Annotated in this window: 26 protein-coding genes; 25 read left to right on the plus strand and 1 reads right to left on the minus strand. The window is 59.3% G+C overall.

Annotated features, from left to right (window positions below):
* The 25 genes from RWM61_RS12085 to RWM61_RS12205 form a co-directional block, all read left to right on the plus strand.
* Positions 1-691, plus strand: a 691-nt coding sequence (locus RWM61_RS12085; RefSeq protein WP_314001034.1) for a protein-glutamate O-methyltransferase CheR, incomplete at its 5' end; no start/stop codon positions are given.
* Positions 692-750: 59 nt separating this feature from the next.
* Entirely contained in the window at positions 751-918 is a 168-nt protein-coding gene (locus RWM61_RS12090; protein WP_314001036.1) for a hypothetical protein, read from the plus strand.
* Positions 919-1,121: 203 nt separating this feature from the next.
* The gene (gene aroC, locus RWM61_RS12095; RefSeq protein WP_314001038.1) at positions 1,122-2,291 is read left to right on the plus strand and encodes a chorismate synthase; all 1,170 of its coding nucleotides are present in this window, start codon (positions 1,122-1,124) and stop codon (positions 2,289-2,291) included.
* A complete protein-coding gene (gene aroB / locus RWM61_RS12100; RefSeq protein WP_314001040.1) occupies positions 2,291-3,391 on the plus strand; it encodes a 3-dehydroquinate synthase in 1,101 nt (366 codons plus the stop codon). Before aroC ends, aroB begins: the two co-directional genes overlap by 1 nt.
* Positions 3,391-3,759 carry a chorismate mutase gene (aroH, locus tag RWM61_RS12105; RefSeq protein WP_314001042.1) on the plus strand — a complete coding sequence of 123 codons (369 nt, stop codon included), beginning with the start codon at positions 3,391-3,393 and terminating at the stop codon, positions 3,757-3,759. Before aroB ends, aroH begins: the two co-directional genes overlap by 1 nt.
* 418 nt (positions 3,760-4,177) lie before the next feature.
* Positions 4,178-5,731, plus strand: a complete 1,554-nt coding sequence (trpE, locus tag RWM61_RS12110) for an anthranilate synthase component I (protein WP_314001044.1) — start codon at positions 4,178-4,180, stop codon at positions 5,729-5,731.
* 19 nt (positions 5,732-5,750) lie between these two features.
* Positions 5,751-6,794: an anthranilate phosphoribosyltransferase gene (trpD, locus tag RWM61_RS12115; protein WP_314001046.1), complete on the plus strand. Its 1,044-nt coding sequence runs from the start codon at positions 5,751-5,753 to the stop codon at positions 6,792-6,794.
* Entirely contained in the window at positions 6,784-7,590 is an 807-nt protein-coding gene (trpC, locus tag RWM61_RS12120) for an indole-3-glycerol phosphate synthase TrpC (protein WP_314001048.1), read from the plus strand. Before trpD ends, trpC begins: the two co-directional genes overlap by 11 nt.
* Positions 7,587-8,246, plus strand: coding sequence for a phosphoribosylanthranilate isomerase (locus RWM61_RS12125; RefSeq protein ID WP_314001050.1), 660 nt, complete (start codon positions 7,587-7,589; stop codon positions 8,244-8,246). Before trpC ends, RWM61_RS12125 begins: the two co-directional genes overlap by 4 nt.
* A complete protein-coding gene (gene trpB / locus RWM61_RS12130; protein WP_314001052.1) occupies positions 8,243-9,448 on the plus strand; it encodes a tryptophan synthase subunit beta in 1,206 nt (401 codons plus the stop codon). Before RWM61_RS12125 ends, trpB begins: the two co-directional genes overlap by 4 nt.
* Positions 9,435-10,241 carry a tryptophan synthase subunit alpha gene (trpA, locus tag RWM61_RS12135; protein ID WP_314001054.1) on the plus strand — a complete coding sequence of 269 codons (807 nt, stop codon included), beginning with the start codon at positions 9,435-9,437 and terminating at the stop codon, positions 10,239-10,241. Before trpB ends, trpA begins: the two co-directional genes overlap by 14 nt.
* 165 nt (positions 10,242-10,406) lie before the next feature.
* Positions 10,407-11,504 (plus strand): histidinol-phosphate transaminase, encoded by a 1,098-nt coding sequence (hisC, locus tag RWM61_RS12140; protein WP_314001056.1) that lies wholly within the window; start codon positions 10,407-10,409, stop codon positions 11,502-11,504.
* Positions 11,505-11,509: 5 nt separating this feature from the next.
* Positions 11,510-12,601 (plus strand): prephenate dehydrogenase, encoded by a 1,092-nt coding sequence (locus RWM61_RS12145; protein WP_314001058.1) that lies wholly within the window; start codon positions 11,510-11,512, stop codon positions 12,599-12,601.
* Positions 12,602-13,118: 517 nt separating this feature from the next.
* Positions 13,119-13,715, plus strand: a complete 597-nt coding sequence (locus tag RWM61_RS12150) for a sigma-70 family RNA polymerase sigma factor (protein ID WP_314001060.1) — start codon at positions 13,119-13,121, stop codon at positions 13,713-13,715.
* Positions 13,712-14,317 carry a zf-HC2 domain-containing protein gene (locus RWM61_RS12155; RefSeq protein ID WP_314001062.1) on the plus strand — a complete coding sequence of 202 codons (606 nt, stop codon included), beginning with the start codon at positions 13,712-13,714 and terminating at the stop codon, positions 14,315-14,317. The genes RWM61_RS12150 and RWM61_RS12155 overlap by 4 nt, the downstream gene beginning before the upstream one ends.
* 26 nt (positions 14,318-14,343) lie before the next feature.
* Positions 14,344-14,943 (plus strand): histidine phosphatase family protein, encoded by a 600-nt coding sequence (locus RWM61_RS12160; RefSeq protein ID WP_314001064.1) that lies wholly within the window; start codon positions 14,344-14,346, stop codon positions 14,941-14,943.
* Positions 14,944-15,235: 292 nt separating this feature from the next.
* Positions 15,236-16,480, plus strand: coding sequence for a hypothetical protein (locus tag RWM61_RS12165; RefSeq protein WP_314001066.1), 1,245 nt, complete (start codon positions 15,236-15,238; stop codon positions 16,478-16,480).
* Positions 16,481-16,535: 55 nt separating this feature from the next.
* Complete coding sequence (locus tag RWM61_RS12170) at positions 16,536-17,042, plus strand: gamma carbonic anhydrase family protein (protein ID WP_314001068.1); 507 nt, start codon at positions 16,536-16,538, stop codon at positions 17,040-17,042.
* Positions 17,043-17,065: 23 nt separating this feature from the next.
* The gene (locus RWM61_RS12175) at positions 17,066-17,248 is read left to right on the plus strand and encodes an IDEAL domain-containing protein (protein ID WP_314001070.1); all 183 of its coding nucleotides are present in this window, start codon (positions 17,066-17,068) and stop codon (positions 17,246-17,248) included.
* Positions 17,249-17,442: 194 nt separating this feature from the next.
* Positions 17,443-17,874 carry a DUF2487 family protein gene (locus RWM61_RS12180; protein ID WP_314001072.1) on the plus strand — a complete coding sequence of 144 codons (432 nt, stop codon included), beginning with the start codon at positions 17,443-17,445 and terminating at the stop codon, positions 17,872-17,874.
* 215 nt (positions 17,875-18,089) lie between these two features.
* Positions 18,090-18,629, plus strand: a complete 540-nt coding sequence (locus tag RWM61_RS12185; protein WP_314001074.1) for a ubiquinol-cytochrome c reductase iron-sulfur subunit — start codon at positions 18,090-18,092, stop codon at positions 18,627-18,629.
* A gap of 6 nt (positions 18,630-18,635) precedes the next feature.
* Complete coding sequence (qcrB, locus tag RWM61_RS12190) at positions 18,636-19,307, plus strand: menaquinol-cytochrome c reductase cytochrome b subunit (protein ID WP_314001076.1); 672 nt, start codon at positions 18,636-18,638, stop codon at positions 19,305-19,307.
* Positions 19,308-19,326: 19 nt separating this feature from the next.
* Positions 19,327-20,196, plus strand: coding sequence for a c-type cytochrome (locus RWM61_RS12195; protein WP_314001078.1), 870 nt, complete (start codon positions 19,327-19,329; stop codon positions 20,194-20,196).
* A gap of 77 nt (positions 20,197-20,273) precedes the next feature.
* Complete coding sequence (locus tag RWM61_RS12200) at positions 20,274-20,942, plus strand: DUF1405 domain-containing protein (RefSeq protein ID WP_314001080.1); 669 nt, start codon at positions 20,274-20,276, stop codon at positions 20,940-20,942.
* A gap of 41 nt (positions 20,943-20,983) precedes the next feature.
* Positions 20,984-21,844, plus strand: a complete 861-nt coding sequence (locus RWM61_RS12205) for a sporulation protein YpjB (protein WP_314001082.1) — start codon at positions 20,984-20,986, stop codon at positions 21,842-21,844.
* Between the two features lie 8 nt (positions 21,845-21,852).
* Here RWM61_RS12205 and RWM61_RS12210 read toward each other — a convergent pair whose 3' ends face one another.
* Positions 21,853-22,743: a YitT family protein gene (locus tag RWM61_RS12210; protein ID WP_314001084.1), complete on the minus strand. Its 891-nt coding sequence runs from the start codon at positions 22,741-22,743 to the stop codon at positions 21,853-21,855.
* Between the last annotated feature and the right edge of the window lie 45 nt (positions 22,744-22,788).

Genomic DNA, 22,788 nt, shown 5'->3' on the forward strand with positions numbered 1-22,788 from the left:
CCGGCTGACCACGCTGCGCAACAAATACGGTTATATGACGTTCGCCGCCTACCTGGATGCGCTGGTCAAGGACGGCAAGCTGATGAATGAGTTTCTCGACCGCATGACGATCAACGTTTCGGAGTTTTGGCGCAATCCTGCCCGTTGGGCTGCGCTGGAGCAGCGCTTTTTTCCCGAAATGCTGAAAACGAACGCCCGCCTGAAAGCATGGAGCGCCGCTTGCTCCACCGGCGAGGAACCGTATACGATCGCGATGATTCTGGACAAGCTCGGCGTGCTCGACCGCTCCGGCGTACTCGCCACGGACCTTGACGCCAAGGTGATCGAGAAGGCGATGCAGGGCGTCTATCCGGAGCGCGCGCTGAAGGACGTCCCGCCGGAGTACCGCAACGCTTATTTCCGGAAGCACGGCGACGATTATGCCGTTTCGGACAAGCTGATCCGTTCGGTCCGCTTTCAGCAGCACAATCTGCTTCACAGCCCGTTCGACAAAGGCTTCGACCTGATCGTGTGCCGCAACGTCATGATCTATTTTACCGAGGAAGCGAAGCATGAGCTGTATCATAAATTTTCGGACGCGCTGCGTCCCGGAGGCCTGCTGTTCGTCGGCAGCACCGAGCAGATTTTCTCGCCCGCCCAGTACGGGCTGGAAACCGCGGAGACTTTTTTCTACCGCCGCAAGCAGGTCTGATGTATAGCCGTTCCCGATCTCTCCAATACTATCAATAACCATTAAGTTGGAGGTATGGGATGGATAAGCGAAAAGTGATCGCGGCCTACCGGCGCGGGATCATCACGATTCAGGAATGCGCGCAAATACTCGGCATGGACGTCGTGCAAATCGCCGGATTGCTCGACGATCCCCAGATGGCCGTCGAACCGAAAGCGATCCGGACCAAACAGCCGGTGGGCGGCTGACGGCGGCATCCGGCACAAAGGCAATCCTCCAAGCGTTTTTCCACGCTTGACGGGATTGCCTTTTTGCGGCATGGCAGCACTTTTTCGGAGCCGGGGGCCGATCGTTTCGGGCCTTCCCGTTTCCTTGTCAAACCGTGTGCGCTATACTATAATGAGCAAAGAATGCGAGCGGATTTTACATAGCCGTTTAGGAGGACAACAGATTGAGTTTGCGTTATTTGACGGCCGGCGAGACCCACGGTCCCCAGCTGACTGCCATTATTGAGGGACTTCCCAGCAATCTTACCCTCGACTTCGAGGAATTGAACTTTCAGCTTCACCGCCGCCAGAAGGGTCACGGGCGCGGAAGAAGAATGCAGATCGAGAAGGATGCCGCGCAAATCGTCGGCGGCGTCCGGCACGGCCGCACGACCGGCGCGCCGGTCGCGCTCGTCGTGGAGAACAATGACTGGAAGCACTGGACGACCGTCATGAATATAGAGCCGATCGAAGGCGGCGACGAGGAGAAACGGCGCGTTCACCGTCCGCGGCCGGGTCATGCCGACCTGAACGGCGGCCTGAAATATAACCTGAAGGATTTGCGCAACGTGCTTGAGCGCTCCAGCGCCCGTGAAACGGCTGCGCGCGTTGCCGTCGGCGCGGTAGCCCGGCAATTGCTGGCCGAATTCGGCATTCGGGTCGGCGGCCAGGTGATCCGAATCGGGGAAGTCGAAGCGCCGCCGAACGACCTGCCGCTCGAGGAGCTCGTCCGCTTGACGGAGGAATCTCCCGTTAGGGTAGTCGATAAAGAGACGGAAGCCAGGATGATGGCCCATATCGACCAGATCAAGGCCGAAGGCGATTCGATCGGCGGCATTGTCGAATGCATCGTGGAAGGCGTGCCGGTCGGTCTCGGCAGCCATGTGCAGTACGACCGCAAGCTTGACGGCCGCATTGCGGGCGCGGTCGTCTCGATCAACGCGTTCAAGGGCTGCGAGATCGGGATCGGCTTCGAGGCGGCCAAGCTGCGCGGCTCGCTGGTGCACGACGAGATCATGTACAGCGAGGAGCGCGGCTATCACCGGGCGTCCAACCGTCTGGGCGGTTTCGAGGGCGGGATGACGAACGGGGAGCCGATCGTCGTGCGAGGCGTCATGAAGCCGATTCCGACGCTTTACAAGCCGCTGCGCAGCGTCGACATCGACACGAAGGAGCCGTTCACCGCGCAGGTGGAGCGGTCCGACAGCTGCGCCGTCCCCGCGGCGAGCGTCGTTATGGAGCATGTCGTGGCATGGGAAGTGGCGCGGGCGTTCCTGGAGAAGTTCGGCGGCGATTCGATCGAAGAAATCCGCGCGAACCTGAACAACTACTTGCAGCAAGTGGGGCAATATTGATGCGCGAGCTGACGGTCGATCTGGGCGAGCGTTCGTATCCCATCTATATCGGGGAAGGCCTCCTGCGCGAGGCCGCCTCTTATTTCGAGAAGCATGGCCTGAGCAAAAAGTCGCCGATGCTGATCGTGACCGACGAGCACGTGGGGCCTCGTTATTTGCCGGCGCTCGAAGCGGCGCTGCGGGAGGCGGGCTTTCAGCCGGCCGCACTCACGCTGCCGTCCGGCGAAGGCTCCAAGTCGCTTGCCGTCTTCGAGTCGGTCATCACGACGGCCCTGCAGGCGGGGCTTGACCGGGATTCGGCGGTCGTCGCGCTCGGCGGCGGCGTTGTGGGCGATTTGGCGGGCTACGTCGCCGCGGCATATATGCGCGGCATTCGTTTTGTGCAAATCCCGACGACCATCCTCGCGCACGACAGCAGCGTCGGCGGCAAAGTGGCGATCAACCATCCGCTGGCCAAAAATATGATCGGCGCTTTCCATCAGCCCGAGATGGTGCTATACGACCTGGAGACGCTGCAGACGCTGCCGCCGCGCGACGTGAGCGCAGGCTTGGCCGAGGTTGTGAAGCACGGCCTCATTTGGGATGCGTCTTTCGTCGATTGGATCGACGGGAACGCCGATAAGCTGAGGGCGCTCGATCCGGAAGCGCTCGGTTATGCGCTGCATAAGGGCTGCTCCGTGAAAGCGGCGGTGGTCTCGCAGGACGAGCGGGAGAACGGCCTGCGCGCGATCCTGAATCTCGGGCATACGATCGGCCATGCCTTGGAAGCGGTCGCCGGCTATGGAGAGCTGCTGCACGGCGAAGCGATTTCCATCGGCATGGTGGGCGCGGCCCGAATCGGCGTGGAGCTCGGAGCTCCGCAGGAGGTATACGAGGTCACGAAGCGGGTGCTGGCCAAATGCGGATTGCCCGTCCGCCTGCCGTCCCATTTCGATACGGACGCGGTGATGGACGCCATGATGCATGACAAGAAGTTCAGGGAAGGCCGCATGGTCTACATTGTTCCTACGGCGATCGGCCGGGTGGAAATCGACAAGCATATGTCCGTCGAACGGGTGGGCCGGACGTTAGAGCAGCTGAAGGAGGAGACCGAGGTCTGATGAGTGTAAGGGGAATTCGCGGGGCCATTACGGTCGATGTGAACGAGGAGCAGCCGATTCTGCAGGCGACGGTCGAGCTTTTGAACGGGATCGTGGCCGATAACGGCATCGTGCCGGAAGACATTTGCAGCGTGATGGTGACGGTCACGGGCGATCTTGACGCCACCTTCCCGGCCCGGGCCATCCGTCAGATGCCCGAATGGGAGCTTGTGCCGCTGATGTGCGCGCTGGAGGTACCGGTCAAAGGCAGCCTGGAGCGGTGCATCCGGCTGATGGTGCTTGTCAATACGGAGAAGAAGCAGCATGAAATCCGCCATGTATACCTGGAAGGGGCGCAGGTGCTGCGTCCGGATTTGACGAAGGCGTAAGCCCGGCGGCGTACAACGGGTTGACGGCGGTCGCCGGCCTGCGGTATAGTGGATACAGGATTTTGTTGAGACCGGGCCGGTAAGAGACGGCCGGTAAGCCGAGAGCAGCGTTAGATGCGTTCTAGATGAGATGAGCCGAGCTGAGCTTAGTAGGAAATTAGACCGCCGAGGTCGCCGCAGCGGCATTCGGGTCGCCGGGACGGAATGAACCGTGCCTTGCGCCATGTGCCGTCCTATACGGGGTCAGTCCGTAGGAAGCGGTCACACGGGCGTTCGATTATCCTGCAATCATCCAACGCATTTATCGCTCCTGCGGCAGCAGGAGCTTTTTTAATGCTTATATCGGGGTCCCGAAGCAGCCGGAGTATGCCGCAAAGCATCCCGCCGCTTATCAGGGAGAAGAAAAAGGGGTGCGCGCATGTCCAACGAATTGAAGGAAGTCGTCCGTTTGGCCTCGCAGTATAATTTGATTCCGATCGTCCGGCACGTCATGGCGGATACCGAGACGCCGATCCGGCTGTTCCAGCACGTATGCCGCGAGGATCGCGCATTTTTGCTCGAAAGCGTGGAGGGCGGCGTCAAATGGGCCCGCTATTCCTTTATCGGAACCGATCCGTTTATGATCGTCCGAGGAAAGAACGGCAGGATGACGGTCGAACGCGGCGGAGAGGTAACGGAGCTGGGCGAAAAGCCTCTGGATCTGCTCAAGGCGCATCTGCGCGCCTACCGCAGCCCTGCGATCCCCGGGCTTCCGCCGTTTACGGGCGGGGCGATCGGCTTTTTCGGCTACGATCTGCTGCAATATTACGAGAAGCTGCCGGCTCACCGGATCGACGACCTGCAGATGGACGACCTCCATTTCATGTTCTGCGATCAGGTCGTCGTGTTCGACCATTTCAAACAGCAGATTCAGGTGATCGGCAACGTGCACGTGCCCGAAGGGGCGACGGATGCGGTCATCGAAGCGGCTTACGAACGGACGTGCCGTAAAATCGAAGCGATGATCGAACGGCTTCAACAGCCGCTCCCGTATCCGCTGATGGCCGGCGGGGCGCCGCCGGCCGATCCGGAGCTCGGCGAGGTGCGCTCGAACGTAACGAAGGCGCAGTTCATTTCCAATGTGGAGAAGGCCAAGGAATACATCCGCGCCGGCGACATTTTCCAGGTGGTGCTGTCCCAACGGTTCAGCATCGACACGGACGTCGATCCGCTCCATGTATACCGGGTGCTGCGGACGATGAACCCGTCGCCTTATATGTATTATCTGAAGCTGGACGACGAGATCATCGTCGGCGCCTCGCCGGAGGCGCTCGTGAAGGTGGACGGCGGCCGCGTGGAGACGCGCCCGATCGCCGGCACGCGGCCGAGAGGCGAGACGCCGGAGGAGGATCTGGCGCTGGAACGCGAGCTGCTGGCCGACGAGAAGGAACGCGCCGAGCACTTGATGCTGGTCGATCTCGGGCGCAACGACATCGGACGCGTCGCGGAGTACGGCACCGTCAAATGCGATGCGTATATGGAGATCGAACGATATTCGCACGTCATGCATATCGTCTCCAACGTTTCGGGCAAGCTCCGGGAAGATAAGGATTTCTTCGATGCTTTCGTCTCCTGCATGCCGGCCGGCACCGTGTCGGGAGCGCCGAAGCTGAGGGCGATGGAGATCATCGCCGAGCTGGAGAACGAGGCGCGGGGCGCGTACGCGGGCGCGATCGGCTATCTCGGATTTTCCGGCAGCCTGAATACCTGCATCACGATCCGCACGATCGTCTTCAAGAACGGCAAAGCCTATGTGCAGTCCGGCGCGGGCATCGTCTGGGATTCGGTGCCGGAGAGCGAATATCGGGAAACCGTCAATAAAGCGAAGGCGTCGCTCAAGGCGATCCGGGCGGCGGAAGCGATGTTTCCGGCACGCGAGCCGCGCGCCTCGGCCGGCAACGTAACGAATATGGATTATTACCATCGCGTATAGGAAGAGGGGGAACGGAGATATGGCGGAGTTAAGCACGATGCAGATGGCTTTGAACCGGCTGATCGGCGGCGGCGATCTGTCGCGGGAGCAGGCCAGGAACGTTATGGAGACGATTATGAGCGGGGAAGCGACGCCCGCCCAGATCGCGGGTGTCATAACGGCGCTGAGGATGAAGGGTGAAACGATGGACGAAATCGCCGGCTTCGCCGAGGTGATGCGCGCTTTTTCAAACCGGGTCGTGACCGAACAGAATGGGCTGCTCGATACGTGCGGCACGGGCGGCTCCGGCATTCATAAATTCAACATCTCGACCGCTTCGGCGATCATCGCGGCATCGGCGGGCGTTCGCGTGGCGAAGCACGGCAACCGCGCCATGTCGGGCAAGGCCGGCAGCGCGGATGTGCTCGAAGCGCTCGGCGTCAACATCAATTTGACCGCGGCGCAGGCGGGAGACTGCCTGAATTCGATCGGCATCTGCTTCATGTTTGCGCAGCTGTTCCATCCGTCGATGAAATATGCCGCGGGGCCGCGCCGCGAGCTGGGCGTGCGGACGATTTTCAACATGCTCGGCCCGCTGACCAATCCGGCCGGCGCCGACCGCCAGCTGCTCGGGCTGTACGACCGTTCCAGGACATCGACGGTTGCGGCGGTGCTCGGAGAGCTGGGCCTGAAGCGGGCGCTTGTCGTAAGCAGCCATGACGGCCTCGACGAGATCAGCATTTCAGATGCGACGCAAATCTCGGAGCTGAAGGACGGAGAGGTGCATACGTTCGATATCGCGCCGGAGGATTTGGGGCTTGCGCGGCGGTCTTTGGGCGAGGTGGCAGGCGGCGACGCGGCGGAGAATGCCGCCATTATCCGGCGCGTTTTCCGCGGCGAGGAGAAGGGCGCCTACCGTGATATCGTACTGGCCAATGCCGGCGCCTGCATCTATGTCGGCGGCCTGGCGGATTCCCTTCCGGAGGGCGTTCGCGCAGCGGCGGAGACGATCGATTCCGGCGCGGCGGGCGGCAAGCTCGAGGCGCTTATTCGCAGAACGGGAGAGTTGAGTCATGTTTCTTGATAAAATCGTGGCGGTAAAACGCAAGGAAGCGGACGCGCTTGCGGCGGCGTTCTCGCTGGCCGAGGCTGAAAAGCAAATCGCGCGGATGCCCGCGACGAAAGGATTCGAGCGCGCCCTGACGGCAGGACGGAAGCGCGAGCTCGGGCTGATTGCCGAGGTGAAAAAAGCGTCGCCTTCCAAAGGGCTCATCCGGCCGGATTTCCATCCGGTCGAGCTTGCCTTGGCCTACGAGCGGGCGGGCGCGGATTGCATATCCGTGCTGACGGACCGGGATTTTTTCCAGGGCTCGAACGATTATTTGACGGAAGTTCGCGCGAATGTCGGCGTGCCGCTGCTGCGCAAGGACTTTACGATCGATTACCGTCAGGTTTACGAAGCGAGGCTGATCGGAGCGGACGCGATTCTGCTGATCGCCGCCATTCTGACCTCCCGGCAAATGGCCGAGTATCACGACCTGGCGAAGTCGCTCGGTATGGACGTGCTGGTGGAAGTGCATGACCGCGAGGAACTGGAGACCGTGCTGGAGTTGGACAAGGCCACGTTGATCGGCATCAACAACCGCAACCTGAAGACGTTCGTGACCGATCTGCGAACGACGGAGGAGCTTATCGGTCTCGTGCCGGAGAACGCTACGCTGATCAGCGAAAGCGGCATCGCCGGACCCGGCGATATTGAGCGCCTGCGCGGGTTGCGCGCAGACGGCGTGCTGATCGGCGAGCACTTCATGCGCAAGCCGGATGTCGGAGAGGCGGTTCTGGAGCTGATGGGACCGGAAGCGCCGGCGGCCGAGCGATGAGCGCGCGCGTCAAAATATGCGGGCTGCGCGACGCGGCGACGCTTCGGCAAATGGACGGCTTGCCGGTCCATGAGATCGGCTTCGTCTTTGCGAAAAGCCGCCGCCAGGTAACGCCCGGGCAGGCGGCGGAGCTGATTGCCGAAGCTGCCCGTCTGCGCTGCGCGGACGGGCGGCCGCCCCGCACCGTCGGGGTGTTCGTCGACCACGGGCCGGAGGAGCTGCGTGCGCTGCTCCGGACCGCTCCGCTCGACATGCTGCAGCTGCACGGCTCGGAATCGCCCGAAGCATGCCGCGCCATTCGCGAGGCGACGGGCAAGGACGTCTGGAAGGTGTTCCCGATCCGCGGGGACGAGAAGGAATCGGCCGCGGGCCGGATCGCGCCGTATGCCGGCGCGGTCGACGGGATCATGATCGATACGGCCGGCGGCGGAACGGGGACGGCGTTCGATTGGTCCGTCATCGGCGACTACAAAAAGGCGGCCGAAGCGATCGGCGTACCGCTCTATGTGGCGGGCGGCCTGCACGCCGATAATGTGGCCGGGCTGACGTCGCTTTACGCGCCGGACGGCGTGGACGTATCGAGCGGCGTGGAGACGGACGGCGTCAAGGATATAACGAAAATCAGAACGTTTGTGGAAAGGGTGAGAGCGAGATGAACCAAGTGCCAGACCGGCACGGCCGGTTCGGCAAGTTCGGCGGGCGCTACGTTCCCGAGACGTTGATGAACGCGCTGATCGAGCTGGAGGAAGCTTATGACCATTACTCGAAGGATCCGGAATTTGTCGCCGAGGTTCGGCAGCTTTTGAAGCAATATTCCGGACGACCGACATCGCTCTATTATGCGGACAGACTAACAAAGCATTTGGGCGGCGCCAAAATTTATTTGAAGCGGGAAGACCTTAACCACACGGGAGCGCATAAAATCAACAACACGATCGGCCAAGGCGTGCTCGCGAAGCGGATGGGCAAGACGAAAATCATCGCCGAAACCGGCGCGGGCCAGCACGGCGTGGCGTCGGCTACCGTGGCCGCGCTGCTCGGGCTCGAATGCAAGGTGTTTATGGGCGAGGAGGATACGAAGCGGCAGCAGCTCAACGTGTTCCGGATGAAGCTGCTGGGCGCCGAGGTCGTTCCCGTCCTGTCCGGCACGCGGACGCTGAAGGATGCCTGCAACGAGACGCTCCGCTATTGGGTAAGCCATGTGGACGATACGTATTACATCCTCGGCTCGGTTACGGGGCCGCATCCGTATCCGATGATCGTGCGCGATTTTCAGCGCATCATCGGCGATGAGACGAAGGAGCAGATCGTTGCGGCCGAAGGAAGGCTGCCGGATTATATCGTCGCGGCCGTCGGCGGCGGCAGCAACGCGATGGGCATTTTCTATCCGTTCGTCGGGGACGAATCCGTTCGGCTGCTTGGCGTCGAAGCGGCGGGCAGAGGCGTGGACACGCTGGAGCACGCGGCTACGATGACGAAGGGCAAGCACGGCGTTTTCCAGGGCTCGCTCAGCTATGTGCTGCAGGACGAGTTCGGCCAGGTGCAGCCGGCGCACTCGATTTCCGCGGGACTGGATTATCCGGGCATCGGGCCGGAGCATTCCTATCTGAAGGACAGCGGCCGCGCGGAATATGTGCCGATTACCGACGCGGAGGCGCTGGAGGCGCTGCAGCTGCTGTCGCGCACGGAGGGCATCATCCCGGCGCTGGAATCGGCGCATGCGGTGGCGCACACGATGAAGCTCGCGCCGACGCTCGGCAAGGACAAGGTGATCGTCATCAGCTTGTCCGGACGCGGCGACAAGGACGTCGAGTCGATCATGCATTATTTGGGAGGTAACGGACTTGAATCGCATTGACGCCGCATTTGCACGTCTTCAGGCGGAGGGCCGCACAGCGCTCATTCCATTCATCACGGTCGGCGACCCGGATGTCGGCACGTCGGTCGACATTATCCGCAAGCTCGCGGAGGCCGGCGCGGACATGATCGAGCTCGGCGTGCCTTATTCGGATCCGCTGGCGGACGGACCGGTCATCCAGCGGGCCTCGGAGCGGGCGCTTATGCACCGGATCACGATTCTCGACTGCATCCAGGTCGCCGAGGATGCCCGCAAGGCCGGCGCGGATGTGCCGTTTATCCTTTTTACCTACTACAATCCTGTGCTGCAGCTCGGTTTGGAGCCGTTTTTCTCCCTGATCGAGAATAAAGGCATCAGCGGGCTCATCATTCCCGACCTCCCGATCGAGGAGGACGGGGAGGTGCGCAGCCTGGCGGAGGCGGCGAACATTCATCTGATCCCGCTGGTCGCGCCGACTTCCCATGACAGGGTGGCGCGCATCGCCGCCAAAGCGCGCGGCTTCGTGTATTGCGTATCGTCGCTCGGCGTCACCGGCGTACGTTCCGATTTTCACGCCGGCATCGACGAGTTTCTGCGCTCCGTGCGGGATGCCGCGACCGTTCCGATCGCCGTCGGGTTCGGCATTTCCCGCCGGGAACAGGTCGAACGCTTTGCGGGGCAGGCGGACGGCGTCATCGTGGGCAGCGCCATCGTCCGCCGCATCGAGGAATCGCTCCCGTTGTTGAACGATCCGGCTGCGAGGGAAGAGGGCTTGAACCGGATCCGCGACTACGTCGCGACTTTGAAAGTGTAACGTCCGGGCGATTCCGCCGGCGCAATCGTACGCGAAAGCAGCCTCTGCGGTGTTAACCGCAGGGGTTCTTTTGCTTGATGAATAGATACGGATATGAGACAATGGGTTCCATCGACATTGAATTTTGGCATTGAAATTTGGAATAATCCGATGAGGTGATCCGCAGTGCAGCCTAAAAGCAACATCGTTCATTTACCGGTTTATCAGCCCGGCAAGCCGATCGAAGACGTGAAGCGCGAGCTCGGCCTGACCGAGGTGATCAAGCTGGCCTCCAACGAGAACCCGTTCGGGTGCTCCGAACGGGCCAAGCAGGCGATTATGAATGAAATCGGCCATACGAGCCTGTATCCCGACGGCGCCGCCGTCGCCTTGACGGATGCGCTGGCCTCAGAGCTCGGCGTAGGGAAGGACCAGATCATTTTCGGAGCCGGTTCCGACGAAGTCATTCTGATGATCGCCCGCGCTTTTCTGGTAAAGGGCGACGAGACGATTATGGCGGACGAGACGTTCCCTCAATACAAGCACAATGCGGAAATCGAGAATGCGACGGTCATCGAGGTGCCGCTCAAGGACGGCAAGCACGATCTGCCCGCGATGTTGGCCAGTATCGGCGACCGCACCAAAATCGTCTGGATCTGCAATCCGAACAATCCGACGGGCACGATCGTGAAGAAGGATGAGCTCGATGCGTTCATGGCGAAAGTTCCGGCATCCGTGATGGTTGTGCTCGACGAGGCTTATTGCGAGTATATCGACGATCCTTCCTATCCGAACGGCGTCGATTACGTGAAAGCTTATCCGAACGTCATCGCTCTCCGCACTTTTTCGAAAATTTTCGGCCTTGCGTCGCTGCGCATCGGCTACGGCATCGGGCGCCCCGACATTATGCGGTTCGTCAATCAGGTGCGCGAGCCGTTCAATACGACCCGGTACGCGCAGGCGGCGGCCAAGGCGGCGCTCGCGGACCGGGCGTTTGTTCAGTCCTGCCGAGAGCGGAACGCGGAAGGCCTTCGCTACCTTCAGGAGCAGTTCGACCGGCTGGGACTGTCCTATTTTCCGGCATACGGCAACTTTGTGATGTTCGACGCTCGGCGTCCGTCGCAAACCGTCTTTGAAGAGCTGCTCAAGAAGGGCATCATCGCGCGGGCGCGGTGGACCTATTATCCGACGCATATCCGGGTAACGGTCGGAAGCCGGGAGCAGAACGAGAAGTTCGTGCAGGCGCTGGAGCAGGTGCTGCAGGAAGTGGCGGTGCAAGTATAACCCCCATGACGACAATCGCGATATTCGGCGTCGGCCTGATCGGCGGATCGCTGGCGCTCTGCTTCAAAGACAAGCCGGACCTGCGGGTGATCGGCCATTCGGTCCGGCAGTCCTCCGTGGATAAATATGTGAAACGCGGCGTCGTGGATGCCGCCACCACCTCGATGGAGGAGGCGGCGGAGAACGCGGATTTTATCTTTTTATGCGTGCCCGTCGGCAATCTGGACGAGTATGTGCGCAGGCTGAGCGGGATGAAGCTCAAGCCGGGCTGCATTATCACGGATGTCGGCAGTACGAAGGCATCGGTAGCCGCGTGCGCTTTATCGCTGACGCTGAACGGGGCGGTGTTCATCGGCGGCCATCCGATGGCCGGCTCCGAACGTTCGGGCGTGGAAGCGGCCAGCTCGCACCTGTTCGAGAACGCATACTATGTGCTGACGCCGGGCAAAGACACGCCGCGGGAAGCGCTTGAGCGGCTGACCGACCTGCTCCAGCATACGAAGGCCCATATCATGTCCGTCGACGCGGAGGAGCATGACGAGATCGTCGGCGCGATCAGCCATCTGCCGCATATCATTGCGGTGGCCCTTGTCAACCAGATCCGCGGCTATAATGAGACGAACGGTTTGTATGAAGCGCTGGCCGCCGGCGGCTTCCGCGACATTACCCGAATCGCGTCAGGCGATCCCGTCATCTGGCGGGATATTCTGCTGCACAACAAGTCCGTGCTGCTTCGGCTGCTGCGCGACTGGCGGGAGGGGACGGACCGGTTCGCCGAGCTGATCCGGACGGACGATGCCGAGGGGATCGAAGAAGCTTTCCGTGCGGCGGGCCGGTTCCGCAGCCGGCTGCCCGAACGCCGCAAAGGCATGATACAGGCTTTGTACGAGTGCTATATCGATGTGCCCGACCATCCGGGCATCATCGGCCGGATCGCAACCGAGCTCGGCGACAACCGGATCAATTTGAGCAACCTGCAGATCATCGAGAGCAGGGAAGACGTACCGGGCGTACTCCGGCTTTCGTTCCGCAAGCAGGAGGAGCTTGACCGGGCGGTCCGGCTTCTCGAATCGCTCGGCTTTCGGGTCCATTATTAAGCCGCCGTTTCGGCGAACCGCATAGGCAGTGCCGAAAACGCGCCGAGCAGGCGCGTTTTCGGTTTTACGGCAGCACTGAAAAATAATAATCAATAAAATGTAAACGGATACTTGACAGAATGAAAACGGATACATATAATAAAGGTACAGTATGGTTTCTCTCCACTCCTATCCAAATCATTCGCACTTTGTGCAGCCACCTTTCGGGGTGGTCTTTTTTTTTGGAAATTTTAATCTCCAACCGTCCTACTCATGTGATACAATACACCTAGCTTGTAAAAATATGGAGTCTTCCCGTTTTGTCGAAACGAGCAGGATTTTCGCCACAGGGCTCGAATTTTTTACAGATCGGTTATTTTGATGCACGGCGCCGTACCGCTTTCCCGCGCCTGAATCCGGTGTACATAGCCTTATAAACATTTATTCACGATTTCGCGAAACTTTTTCCTCCCTTTTCGGTACAATGAATATAACCGGACTGGGAGCCGACTCCGAAGGCCAAGGAGGGTCGAGTTGGATGACCGACTCCCAGTTGATAAGAGAAATAAAAGACGGCAACGTACAGCTTTATTCGGAATTGATGCGACGCTACCAACGCAAAATTTTAGCCTTCGTTTTTCATATGCTGAAGGGAGCGCAGCTCGAGCTTATGGCCGAGGACCTGTGCTCGGAATCGTTCTATAAAGCGTATCGCAGCTTGCATTCATTCCGTGAAGGAGATGCCTCCTTTTCCACTTGGCTGTACACGATTGCCCGCAATACGGTGCTAAGCGAGCTGCGTAAGCAGAGGGCCGGCAATGTATCGCTTGATGAGTCGGGCTTCACGCCGGTCGCTCCGCCGGAGTCCGTTCCGGAGCAGCGGCTTCTCCGACGTGAGCGCATGAGCCTTGTTCGCGACGCAATCAACAACTTGCCGGAGAAACAGCGATCCGCCCTTATTCTGAGGGAATACGACCAGATGGATTACCAGGAGATCGCCTCGATCCTCGGCCAGACGGTCAGTTCGGTAAAGTCGCTGTTGTTCCGGGCGAGAGCCAGCGTCAAGACGCAGCTGGAGCCGTATTTCGGAGAATCGCCGTTCATGGAAGAATATGAAGGGATGAATGTGCGATGAAATGCGAAGAAGCGCAGGAACTGCTCGGCGTTTATTGGGATCTGCCCGAGGACGACCGGGAACGGGCGGCTTTGGAGGAACATTTGCTTCACTGCGAACCCTGCGCGGAACAATTCCGTATATGGGAAAAAAGCGAATCGATGATCCGGAATCTGACGAAGGAACTGCCGTCCGACGGGCCGGTAGATCACGTCAATCGCGGAGTCATGGACCGGATTTATGCGGAGGACACCTGGTTTATGCCGGTGAAGGAGCGGACCTACCACTTTACGGCGGCGTTCCGGCGGAAAGTGGCGGCCATCGTCGCATGCTGCCTTGCCATGTTCACGAGCGCATTTTTTTATCTCGTCTTCGGCAGGCCGAGCGATCCTTCAGCGATTCAGGTCGAGAAGCTGACGGGATTGCTGGACACGGCCAACGCCTCCAACCAGACGGCCGCGATCAGCCTGGATTTCTATCAGGACGTTCCCGTGGCCAGCATCAGCGACCCGATTGTGCTGCAGGTCGTTCCGACCGTGCCCCAGTATTGGGTGGCTTTATCCTTGCTCGGCATGATTATGACATTACTGACGATCAACTGGATTTCCCGGACACGCGCATAACATTGAACCGAAGGAGCGGGTGCATTTTGATCATCGGCTTGATCCGCCACGGCAAGACGGAATGGAACGCCCTCGGAAGGATTCAAGGGCAGACGGACATCCCGCTGAATGAAGAAGGCAAACGCCAGGCGGAAGCGCTGGCGCTCAGGCTTTCGGGGGAAGAGCGGCGATGGGATGCGATCGTCTCCAGCGATTTGCGGCGCGCGGCGGATACGGCCTCCATTATCGCGGCCAGGCTGGGCATCCCCCATTTGCCGTCCGACACGCGGTTGAGAGAACGGTTTTTCGGCGAAGTCGAAGGCACGACGGAAGAAGAGCGTCTTCATCGCTGGGGGCCGGACTGGCGCATGGCGGATGCGGGACAGGAAAGCGACGAGTCCGTTCAGGCCAGAGGTCTCGCTTTCGTGGAGGAATGGAGGGCCAAAGGCGCCGGCACCCGGCTGCTCGTCGTATCGCACGGCAGCTTTCTTGCGCAGCTTCTGCGGGTGATGTGCGACTGTCTGGACGACGGCCATCTGGTGAATATGTCGTTCTCGGTGCTGCAATACGAGGCGGAAGCGAAACGGTGGAATCCCGTTCTGCATAATTGCACGAACCATTTGAAACAACTCGCTCTGAAGAGCTGAGAACCGGGTGATCCGGTTCCCGGCTCTTTTTCTATTATAAGGATTTATTTTCTACGGGGTCCCCGAAAAGTAATATCGAAAGTTACATTGATGCAAGTCGAAGATGAGCGACCACGATTAGCGGTAACTTTCGATGCGAGCGGACTTGACAGTCCGGTCGTCGGCATACGCACTAGAGCTTCGCTTCATTTTTTAGGGATTATTTTCTATTGCACCGCACATCGTATGAACGGGTTTAAAATCTTCCAATCGTCCCATAATGGTAGTAAACCGACGGAACGGAGGAGATTTCATGAACCTGGCCGATATGCTCGGCTATGCGGATATCGCGCAGCTGACGCGGATCGCGGCCGCGTACGGTTGCGACTGCAACGGACACTCGAAGCACGAGCTGATCCAATCGATCCTGACCGCCGCCGGGCGCAAGGAGCTTGTCGATGCGCAAATCGACGCCATGCCGATCGAGGATCTGCGGTTTCTGAACTCTCTGCTGTTCGATGCGCGCGAGGCGTTCAGCCTGGAGGAGCTGCTTGCCCGCGTTCGCCTCAGCCGTTTCGACCGGACCGATTCCGTCGAAGCCAAGGCAGCGGAGCCCAAGCAGGCGGCAGCCGCGAAAGCCGGGCGGTCCCCGGCGCAGGGGAAGCCGAAGCGCGGGAAGGAAGGCGCGAAAGGCACGAAGAAAGAGGCTGCGCAGGCCGCCTCGCCGGAAGCCGGCTTGCGGGAGACAATCGCGCGTTTCAAGCAGTCGGGCTGGCTGTTTAACGGTTATTCCGGAACGAACCGCTATCTGTTTCATGTGCCGAACGATTTGAAGGAGCGTTTTCGCGAAGCGCTCGGTCGCCGGTTTGAGGCGAGGCTGCGCTACGGGGAGGAGCCGGCCGCGTACCGCGACGAGCAGACGCTGATGGCGGAAGATGCGCTGCTGCTGCTCGGGCATATCGACAAGCACGATATTCCGCTCACGGCCGATGGAGCGATGTACAAGCGGAATGCGACCCAGCTTCTGGAGCTGCTCTCCGTGCGCGAGGAGCTTCCGCCCAAAGGTCCCTGGCGGTTCGGATACGGCCGGCGCTTCAAGGATTTTCCCGACCGGCTGGCATTGCTGTACGACTATTGCCATTACCGGAGATGGATCTCGGAGGCCGATATGCGATTAACGCTGACGGCTTCGGGTAAAGAAAAACTAGAAGGACGGATCAGGGACGAACCCGAGGAGCTGTACCGGTTCTGGCTTCGTCTGTACAAGGGAGCCGTACCCAACATTCTGTCTCTGGTCAACTGGATCGACAGGCTTGCCGCTCGATGGGTATCGGCCGATTCGCTTCAAGCCGTTTTGCTCCCTTACGTCCGGCCGTTTTATTATGACGATGCCGCTTCCGTACTCAACAAACGCGTGCTGGGCATGATGGTTCATCTCGGCTTGCTGCGGCTGGGCCGGGACGATGCGCTCGAAGTCGTGTACAAAATGACGAACGCGGGCCGCGCGGCGGTAAAAGGAAACCGGATAGACGACAGGGAGGGCATTACGCTTCATTGACAAGGGGCAAGTCGCCCTGCTAGAATCTCTCCTATTATAAAGGAGGGTACGGACGATGTTATTACCTTACGCGGGCAAGCTGCCCAATGTGCACGGCACCGTCTTTACGGCTGAGGGGGCAAAGCTGGTCGGAGACGTCACGGTCGGCGAGGAAAGCACGATCTGGTACAATGCGGTGCTTAGGGGAGATTTGGCGCCGATCGTCATCGGCAGCCGCTGCAATCTTCAGGACGGCGTAATCGGACATGTCAACACGGATCAGCCGCTTGTCGTCGAAGATGAAGTGTCGGTCGGTCACGGCGCCATCATCCACGGATGCCGGATGGGCAAAGGCACATTAATCGGCATGGGGGCCATCGTACTTAACGGGGCCGAAATCGGTGAATATGCTTTAGTAGGGGCCGGTTCGATCGTTACGGAAAACAAAACGATCCCACCTTATACGCTTTCCTTGGGTTCGCCTGCCAGAGTCGTCAGAGAATTGAACGAGCACGATCTTCAGCGGATGAAAAGGACAATGGAGAGTTACGTGGCGAAAGGAATCGAATATAGGATGGGATAAACACCGGTACGGAGGTGGATCCTATGGATAAAATGAAAGTAACGTACGAAGCAATGCTGGGGCTTGCGGCCGAAATGGTGCTGGATGAAGCGGTAAATGCCTTCCGTAGGAAAAAAATTTATGACGAGATCGACAGAGCGTTGGCGGACGGCGATGAGGACGGCTTCAGGCGGTTGACCGACGAGTTGAAGACGTTGTGCAAATAGGACGCGGCGGAAACGCAAGCCGTCGCAGTCCAGAAGCGGCTCCGGCCGCCCGCGGGAGATGTCCGTTCGGGCGGTAGAGCCGTTTTTTCCTGTCGGCGCTTCGCTCCGCGCTGCAAATGACGCTTCTTTTTCCAAGCTTATATGATAAGATTAGGGACGAAAGGTTACGATAGGATCGGAGGCATCGGGTACCTATGAAGTTCAGTGATTTCGACGCGCAAAAATGGGGGGAGCTGCAGCTTTATTTCGATACGTGCCTGCTGCCGGTCACGGGTCTTGCGGGCGGAGAGAGCCCCGACGAGGCGACGGACCGGCTGGAGCGGCTGCGCGATTTGCTCGCGCTGGTCGAAGGGCCGTATACGGGAAGGGTCGTCACCTACCCGGCGCTGCATTACCTGCCTGAAGGGGAGGCCGCTGCAAATATGCTGTCCGGCGTCATTGCCGGGCTCAGGTCGGTCGGCTTCAAATACGTCATCGTCGCTTCGCTGTCGGATCGGTTGAACCGTTCGGCGGAAGGGAGAATTGCCGATATGTGGCTCGTTCCCAAGGAAGGCGATGCGCTGCCGGAAGCGCGGGAAGCGTCGGCAGCCGTTCAGTCGATGTGGAAGCGGCAGCCCGCGGTGTAAGTCCTCTACGTTGCGCCGCTGTGATCGGACTCACATAAATGTGACAAAACGGCAACAAATTTTCGAACCTCAAAAGATGGAACTTTCAATTTGATTCAACCCTTCTTGACGCTCCAAACCGCCTAGGCTATTATAAATTATGTCTTGGTTTCGATAACGTTTCCGTCTTGTGGACAAGACCGGCAATACGATTGGCAAAGGGGGTAGAACAGTAGATGAGCAACCACGATCAGCATGATTCCTCGCATAAATCCGTGCAACGCAAAGAGATGTCCCGGCGTCAATTTTTGTCGTATACACTTGGAGGTGCGGGCGCTTTCATGGGTGCCGGCATGATTTTGCCGATGGTTCGATTTGCGGTCGATCCGTTACTCGTCAAGAAAACGGAAAGCGCGTTCGTGAAGGTCGTTGCGGAAAGCGAAATCGGAAGCGAGCCCAAAGAATTTAAATTTCAGATCAGCCAGGTGGACGGCTGGTACGAAAGCGAACCGCAGCTCGCGGCATGGATTACGAAGGGGCAGGATGGAGAGATTTATGCGCTGTCTCCGATATGCAAGCATCTCGGATGCACGGTAAATTGGAACACCCAGCAAGATAATCACTATTTTTGCCCTTGTCATGGAGCGGAGTATACCATTGACGGCAAACAGCTGAAAGTCGCGCCGTTGCCGCTCGACGAATATGATCTGAAGATTCAGGAAGGCTACATTTATCTCGGGCCGATCAAACCGAATACACGCGTAAAGGAGGCGTAAAGACAGATGTTAAAGACGGTTTACAACTGGATCGACGAGCGTCTCGACATTACGCCGATGTGGAGGGACGTGGCGGACCATGAGGTGCCGGAGCACGTCAACCCCGCCCACCATTTCTCCGCATTCGTGTATTGCTTCGGCGGTCTGACATTCTTCATCACGGTCATCCAGATCCTTTCCGGTATGTTCCTGACGATGTACTACGTGCCGGATATCATCAATGCTTACGCAAGCGTCGATTACCTCCAGAGCAAGGTGGCTTTCGGCGGCATCGTGCGCGGTATGCACCATTGGGGCGCAAGCCTCGTTATCGTTATGATGTTTCTACATACGCTCCGCGTCTTTTTTACCGGCTCTTACAAGGCGCCGCGCGAAATGAACTGGGTCGTCGGGATGCTGATTTTCTTCATCATGCTGGGACTCGGATTCACCGGCTACCTTCTGCCTTGGGATAACAAAGCGTATTATGCAACGAAAGTAGGCATTCAAATCGCTCAGTCCGTGCCGGTTGCCGGTCCGTACATCAAACAATTACTGCAGGGCGGCGACATCGTAGGGGCTCAAACGCTGACCCGCTTCTTCGCGATTCACGTGTTCTTCCTGCCCGGCGCGCTGCTCTCTCTGCTTGCCGCCCACTTTATTATGATCCGCAAACAAGGCATTTCCGGACCACTCTAATCGAAGGGAGGCCTGACCCATGGCCGCAAGCTCCAACGGCAAGGAAAAAGTCGTGTACGTGGGCGACTCCCGGATTCGCAAAGGGACCTCGCCCAACATACCGGCCGACTATACCGCCTTTCCCGGCAAATCGGAAGCGTTTATTCCGAATTTCCTGCTCAAGGAATGGATGGTAGGCGTCGTCGTGCTCGTCGGCTTTCTGGTGTTGACGATTACTGAACCGGCCCCGCTCGGCTATCCGGCGGATCCGACGAATACCGCGTTCATACCGATGCCCGACTGGTATTTCTTGTTTTTGTACCAGTTATTGAAATATCCTTACGTATCCCAGGATTATCTCGTGCTCGGCACGGTCGGCGTGCCGGGCATCGCGTTCGGTGCGCTGATGCTGGCTCCGTTTCTCGACACCGGCAAGGAAAGGCGGTTCTACCGCCGTCCGATCGCTTCGTCGCTGATGATTCTGTCTTTGATCGCTATCGTATATTTAACGAAGACATCGTGGGATTTTTACACCCACGAGCTGGAGATTACGAATACGGTTCCAGAGCATATCGAACGGGAAGAGAAAGCGCGGGAGGCCGCGTTGAAGGGGCAGGAGCGGCCTAATCCTGCCAAGAAGGAGGAGCCGGCGGCGCTTGTGTCTCCCGATGATCCGGCATTCGAGATGGTGAGGCAAGCGCAATGTATTGCATGCCATGCCGGCAACCTTCAAGGTCAAGGCAGCTTCCCGGCGTTGACGGGCGTCGGCGACCGTCGTACGAAAGAGGAAATCGCGGACATCATCACGAACGGCACCGATGGCGGTATGCCCGCTTTCAAGGACCAATTGACCGCCGAACAGATTGACCAAGTGGCGACATGGCTCGCCAAGCAGAAGAAAGCCGAATGACAATTAAGACAATGCATGCAAAAAACCTGACCGTTCCGGAACGGTCAGGTTTTTTGCAAGGAAAGGGGCACCCTGGAATGCCGGTTTCATGGTTGTGGAGCGAGTCGGTTCTGATGAACCGTTCGTTTCTGTGGTTATTGTTTATCAGCAACTTGGCGGGCACGATCTACGGCTATATCTGGTACGGCGATCAACTTGCCTATACGCTGGACAATCATCCTTTATGGAGAATCGTTTTCGTGCCGGACAGTCCGACGGCAAGCCTGTTTTTTACGTTTGTTCTGTTATTTTTTCTGTTTCCGCCGAAGGTGGAGACAAGGGGCTATTTGCTGCTGCGATCGATCGTCGAAGCGCTTGCCGTGGTGACGCTTGTGAAATACGGCGTCTGGGCCGTGACGATGAATGCCGCGCAAGGCGCGCAGGGAGATCCGCTTAACTGGCAGAACTGGATGCTTATCGCCTCGCATACGGCTATGGCCGTCGAGGGACTGCTGTACGTTCGCTTCATGCGTTTCGGGCGGACGGCCGCGGCGTTGGCTTTCGGCTGGATTCTGCTCAACGATACGATCGATTATACGTTTGAGGTGTATCCTTGGCTGCCCCGCGTGCTTAGCGATAACATTGAGGCTGTCCGCAACTTCACGGTCGGCCTGTCGGCGGCAAGCTTTCTGGTGACCCTGCTCGCGCTCGTGCACAAGAGAAGCCTGCCGCTCGGTACGTACCGACACCCGAACGCCAAGGTATAAGCGGGACACCCTTCTCATAGGATGAAGGAGGAGGGATGTCCGTGAAACATCGAAAACGGCTGTTGGTCGTACTGACGGCTTTGCTGATCGCCTCCGGGTTGGGAACGGCATGGCGGACGGAAGCGTCGGAGGACGCCGGCGCCGGTCCGCAATCGAAATGGGATGCGCTGGCGTCCTGGACGGAGGGCTTCTATCAAGCCTCTGTGGAGGAGAACCGCCAATTGGCATATGGGTATGTATTGAAAATGAAAGCGGCGGCCGCGGATCGCGAGCTCCGATCCTACGGCACGCCGGAAGGATGGGCGGTGCTCGATGAACGGCTGAATGCGGCCCAAGCCCTTATCGAGCGGGGAGCGTTCGCGTACACCTGGCGCGAGGAAGCCGCAAGGCTCAAGCTGGCCGTCGACGCGCTCTCCCGGGAACGGAAGGCGTTGTGGCGGCAATATGAACGGCTGCTGCGCGAGGATATGAGCCGCCTGCACAAAGCCTGGCTGCAGGGCGGGGAAAAGGGGAACGAGGCCGCCGCTGCGGCGCTGCGTCAGCTGGAGGGCCATGTGCTGCGGCTGGAGGCCGCCGCGGCTTTCGGGAAGGAGCCGGCGCACGTCTCGGTGCTGAAGGAAAGGATTCGCTATACGGAGAAGCTGCTTGAAGCGGCGCCCGGCGGGCGCACGGAGGCGAACCGCACGTTGACGGAGGGCTCGCTCGTGCTGCTCGGGGACGCCGTCGACCGTTTGTTCGCCTCGGGCGCGCAACCGGCGGCGGTGAAGCCGGCAGGCGGCCCCTCTTGGCAATGGACGGCGATGCTCGCGGTTATCGTGCTGGCGGGCCTTTTTTACACGGGCTGGCACAAGTTCCGCATCGACCGGGACGAAATCACGGTGCCGAAACGGCCGCTCCGCTGAAGCCTTAATCAGGATTCGCGGAAGCCTTCTCCGATGACGTCATGCGCTTCGCTGATGACGATGAATGCCTTGGGGTCGTGTCTTCGGACGATTTGCTTGAGCAGCCGCACCTCCTGGCGCCCGACGACACAATAGACGACCTGCTTCTCTGTGCCGGAATAACCGCCGACGGCCGGCATGATCGTGACGCCGCGTTCGAGTTCGCGCATGACGCCATCGGCGACCGCCTGTCCGTTCGTCGTAATAATGGAGAAGGCTTTGCCGGAATAGACGCCCTCCTGTATGAAATCGATCAGCTTGGTGGCGATGAAGACGACGACCAGCGTGTACAGCACCCGCTCCACGGGAATGAACAGCAGCGAAAGGCCGATCACGACCGCGTCCAGCGTCAGAATGATCTGGCCCATGCTCCAGCCGCGCCCTTTGGACACGATTCTGGCGATGATATCCACGCCGCCGGTCGTAGCCCCGAAGCGGAAGACGATGCCGAGACCGGCGCCCAGGGTGACGCCGGCGTAGAGCGCGGACAGCAGCAGGTCGCGGTCCGTCGAGAACGGGACGATCTGACCGCCCTCGATCAGCCGCTCCATGACCCACAAGAAAAAGGATAGCGAGACGGTGCCGTAGCCGGCCATTACCATCTGGTTCAAGCCGAGCAGCCGCCAGCCGAGTATAAATATCGGGATGTTCAGCAGCAGCGTCGTAAGCGAGAGCTTGAAGCCGAACGCGTAGTTCAGCAAAATGCCGATGCCCGTAACGCCGCCTTCCATGAACTGGTTGGGAAGCACAAAGTAATGCAGCCCGAACGCGTAGACCGCCGTACCGGCGGCCACCGATACGGCTGGGCGCCATTTTCCGGCGAGGCTTGTCCGAAATTTGCCCCTATGTGCGATTTGCATGATCCGTCCTCCTTGCTCCGCGATGAACTCCACGCATGCTGTGCG

The organism is uncultured Paenibacillus sp. (genome assembly GCF_963515335.1).
Classification (GTDB): domain Bacteria; phylum Bacillota; class Bacilli; order Paenibacillales; family Paenibacillaceae; genus Paenibacillus_I.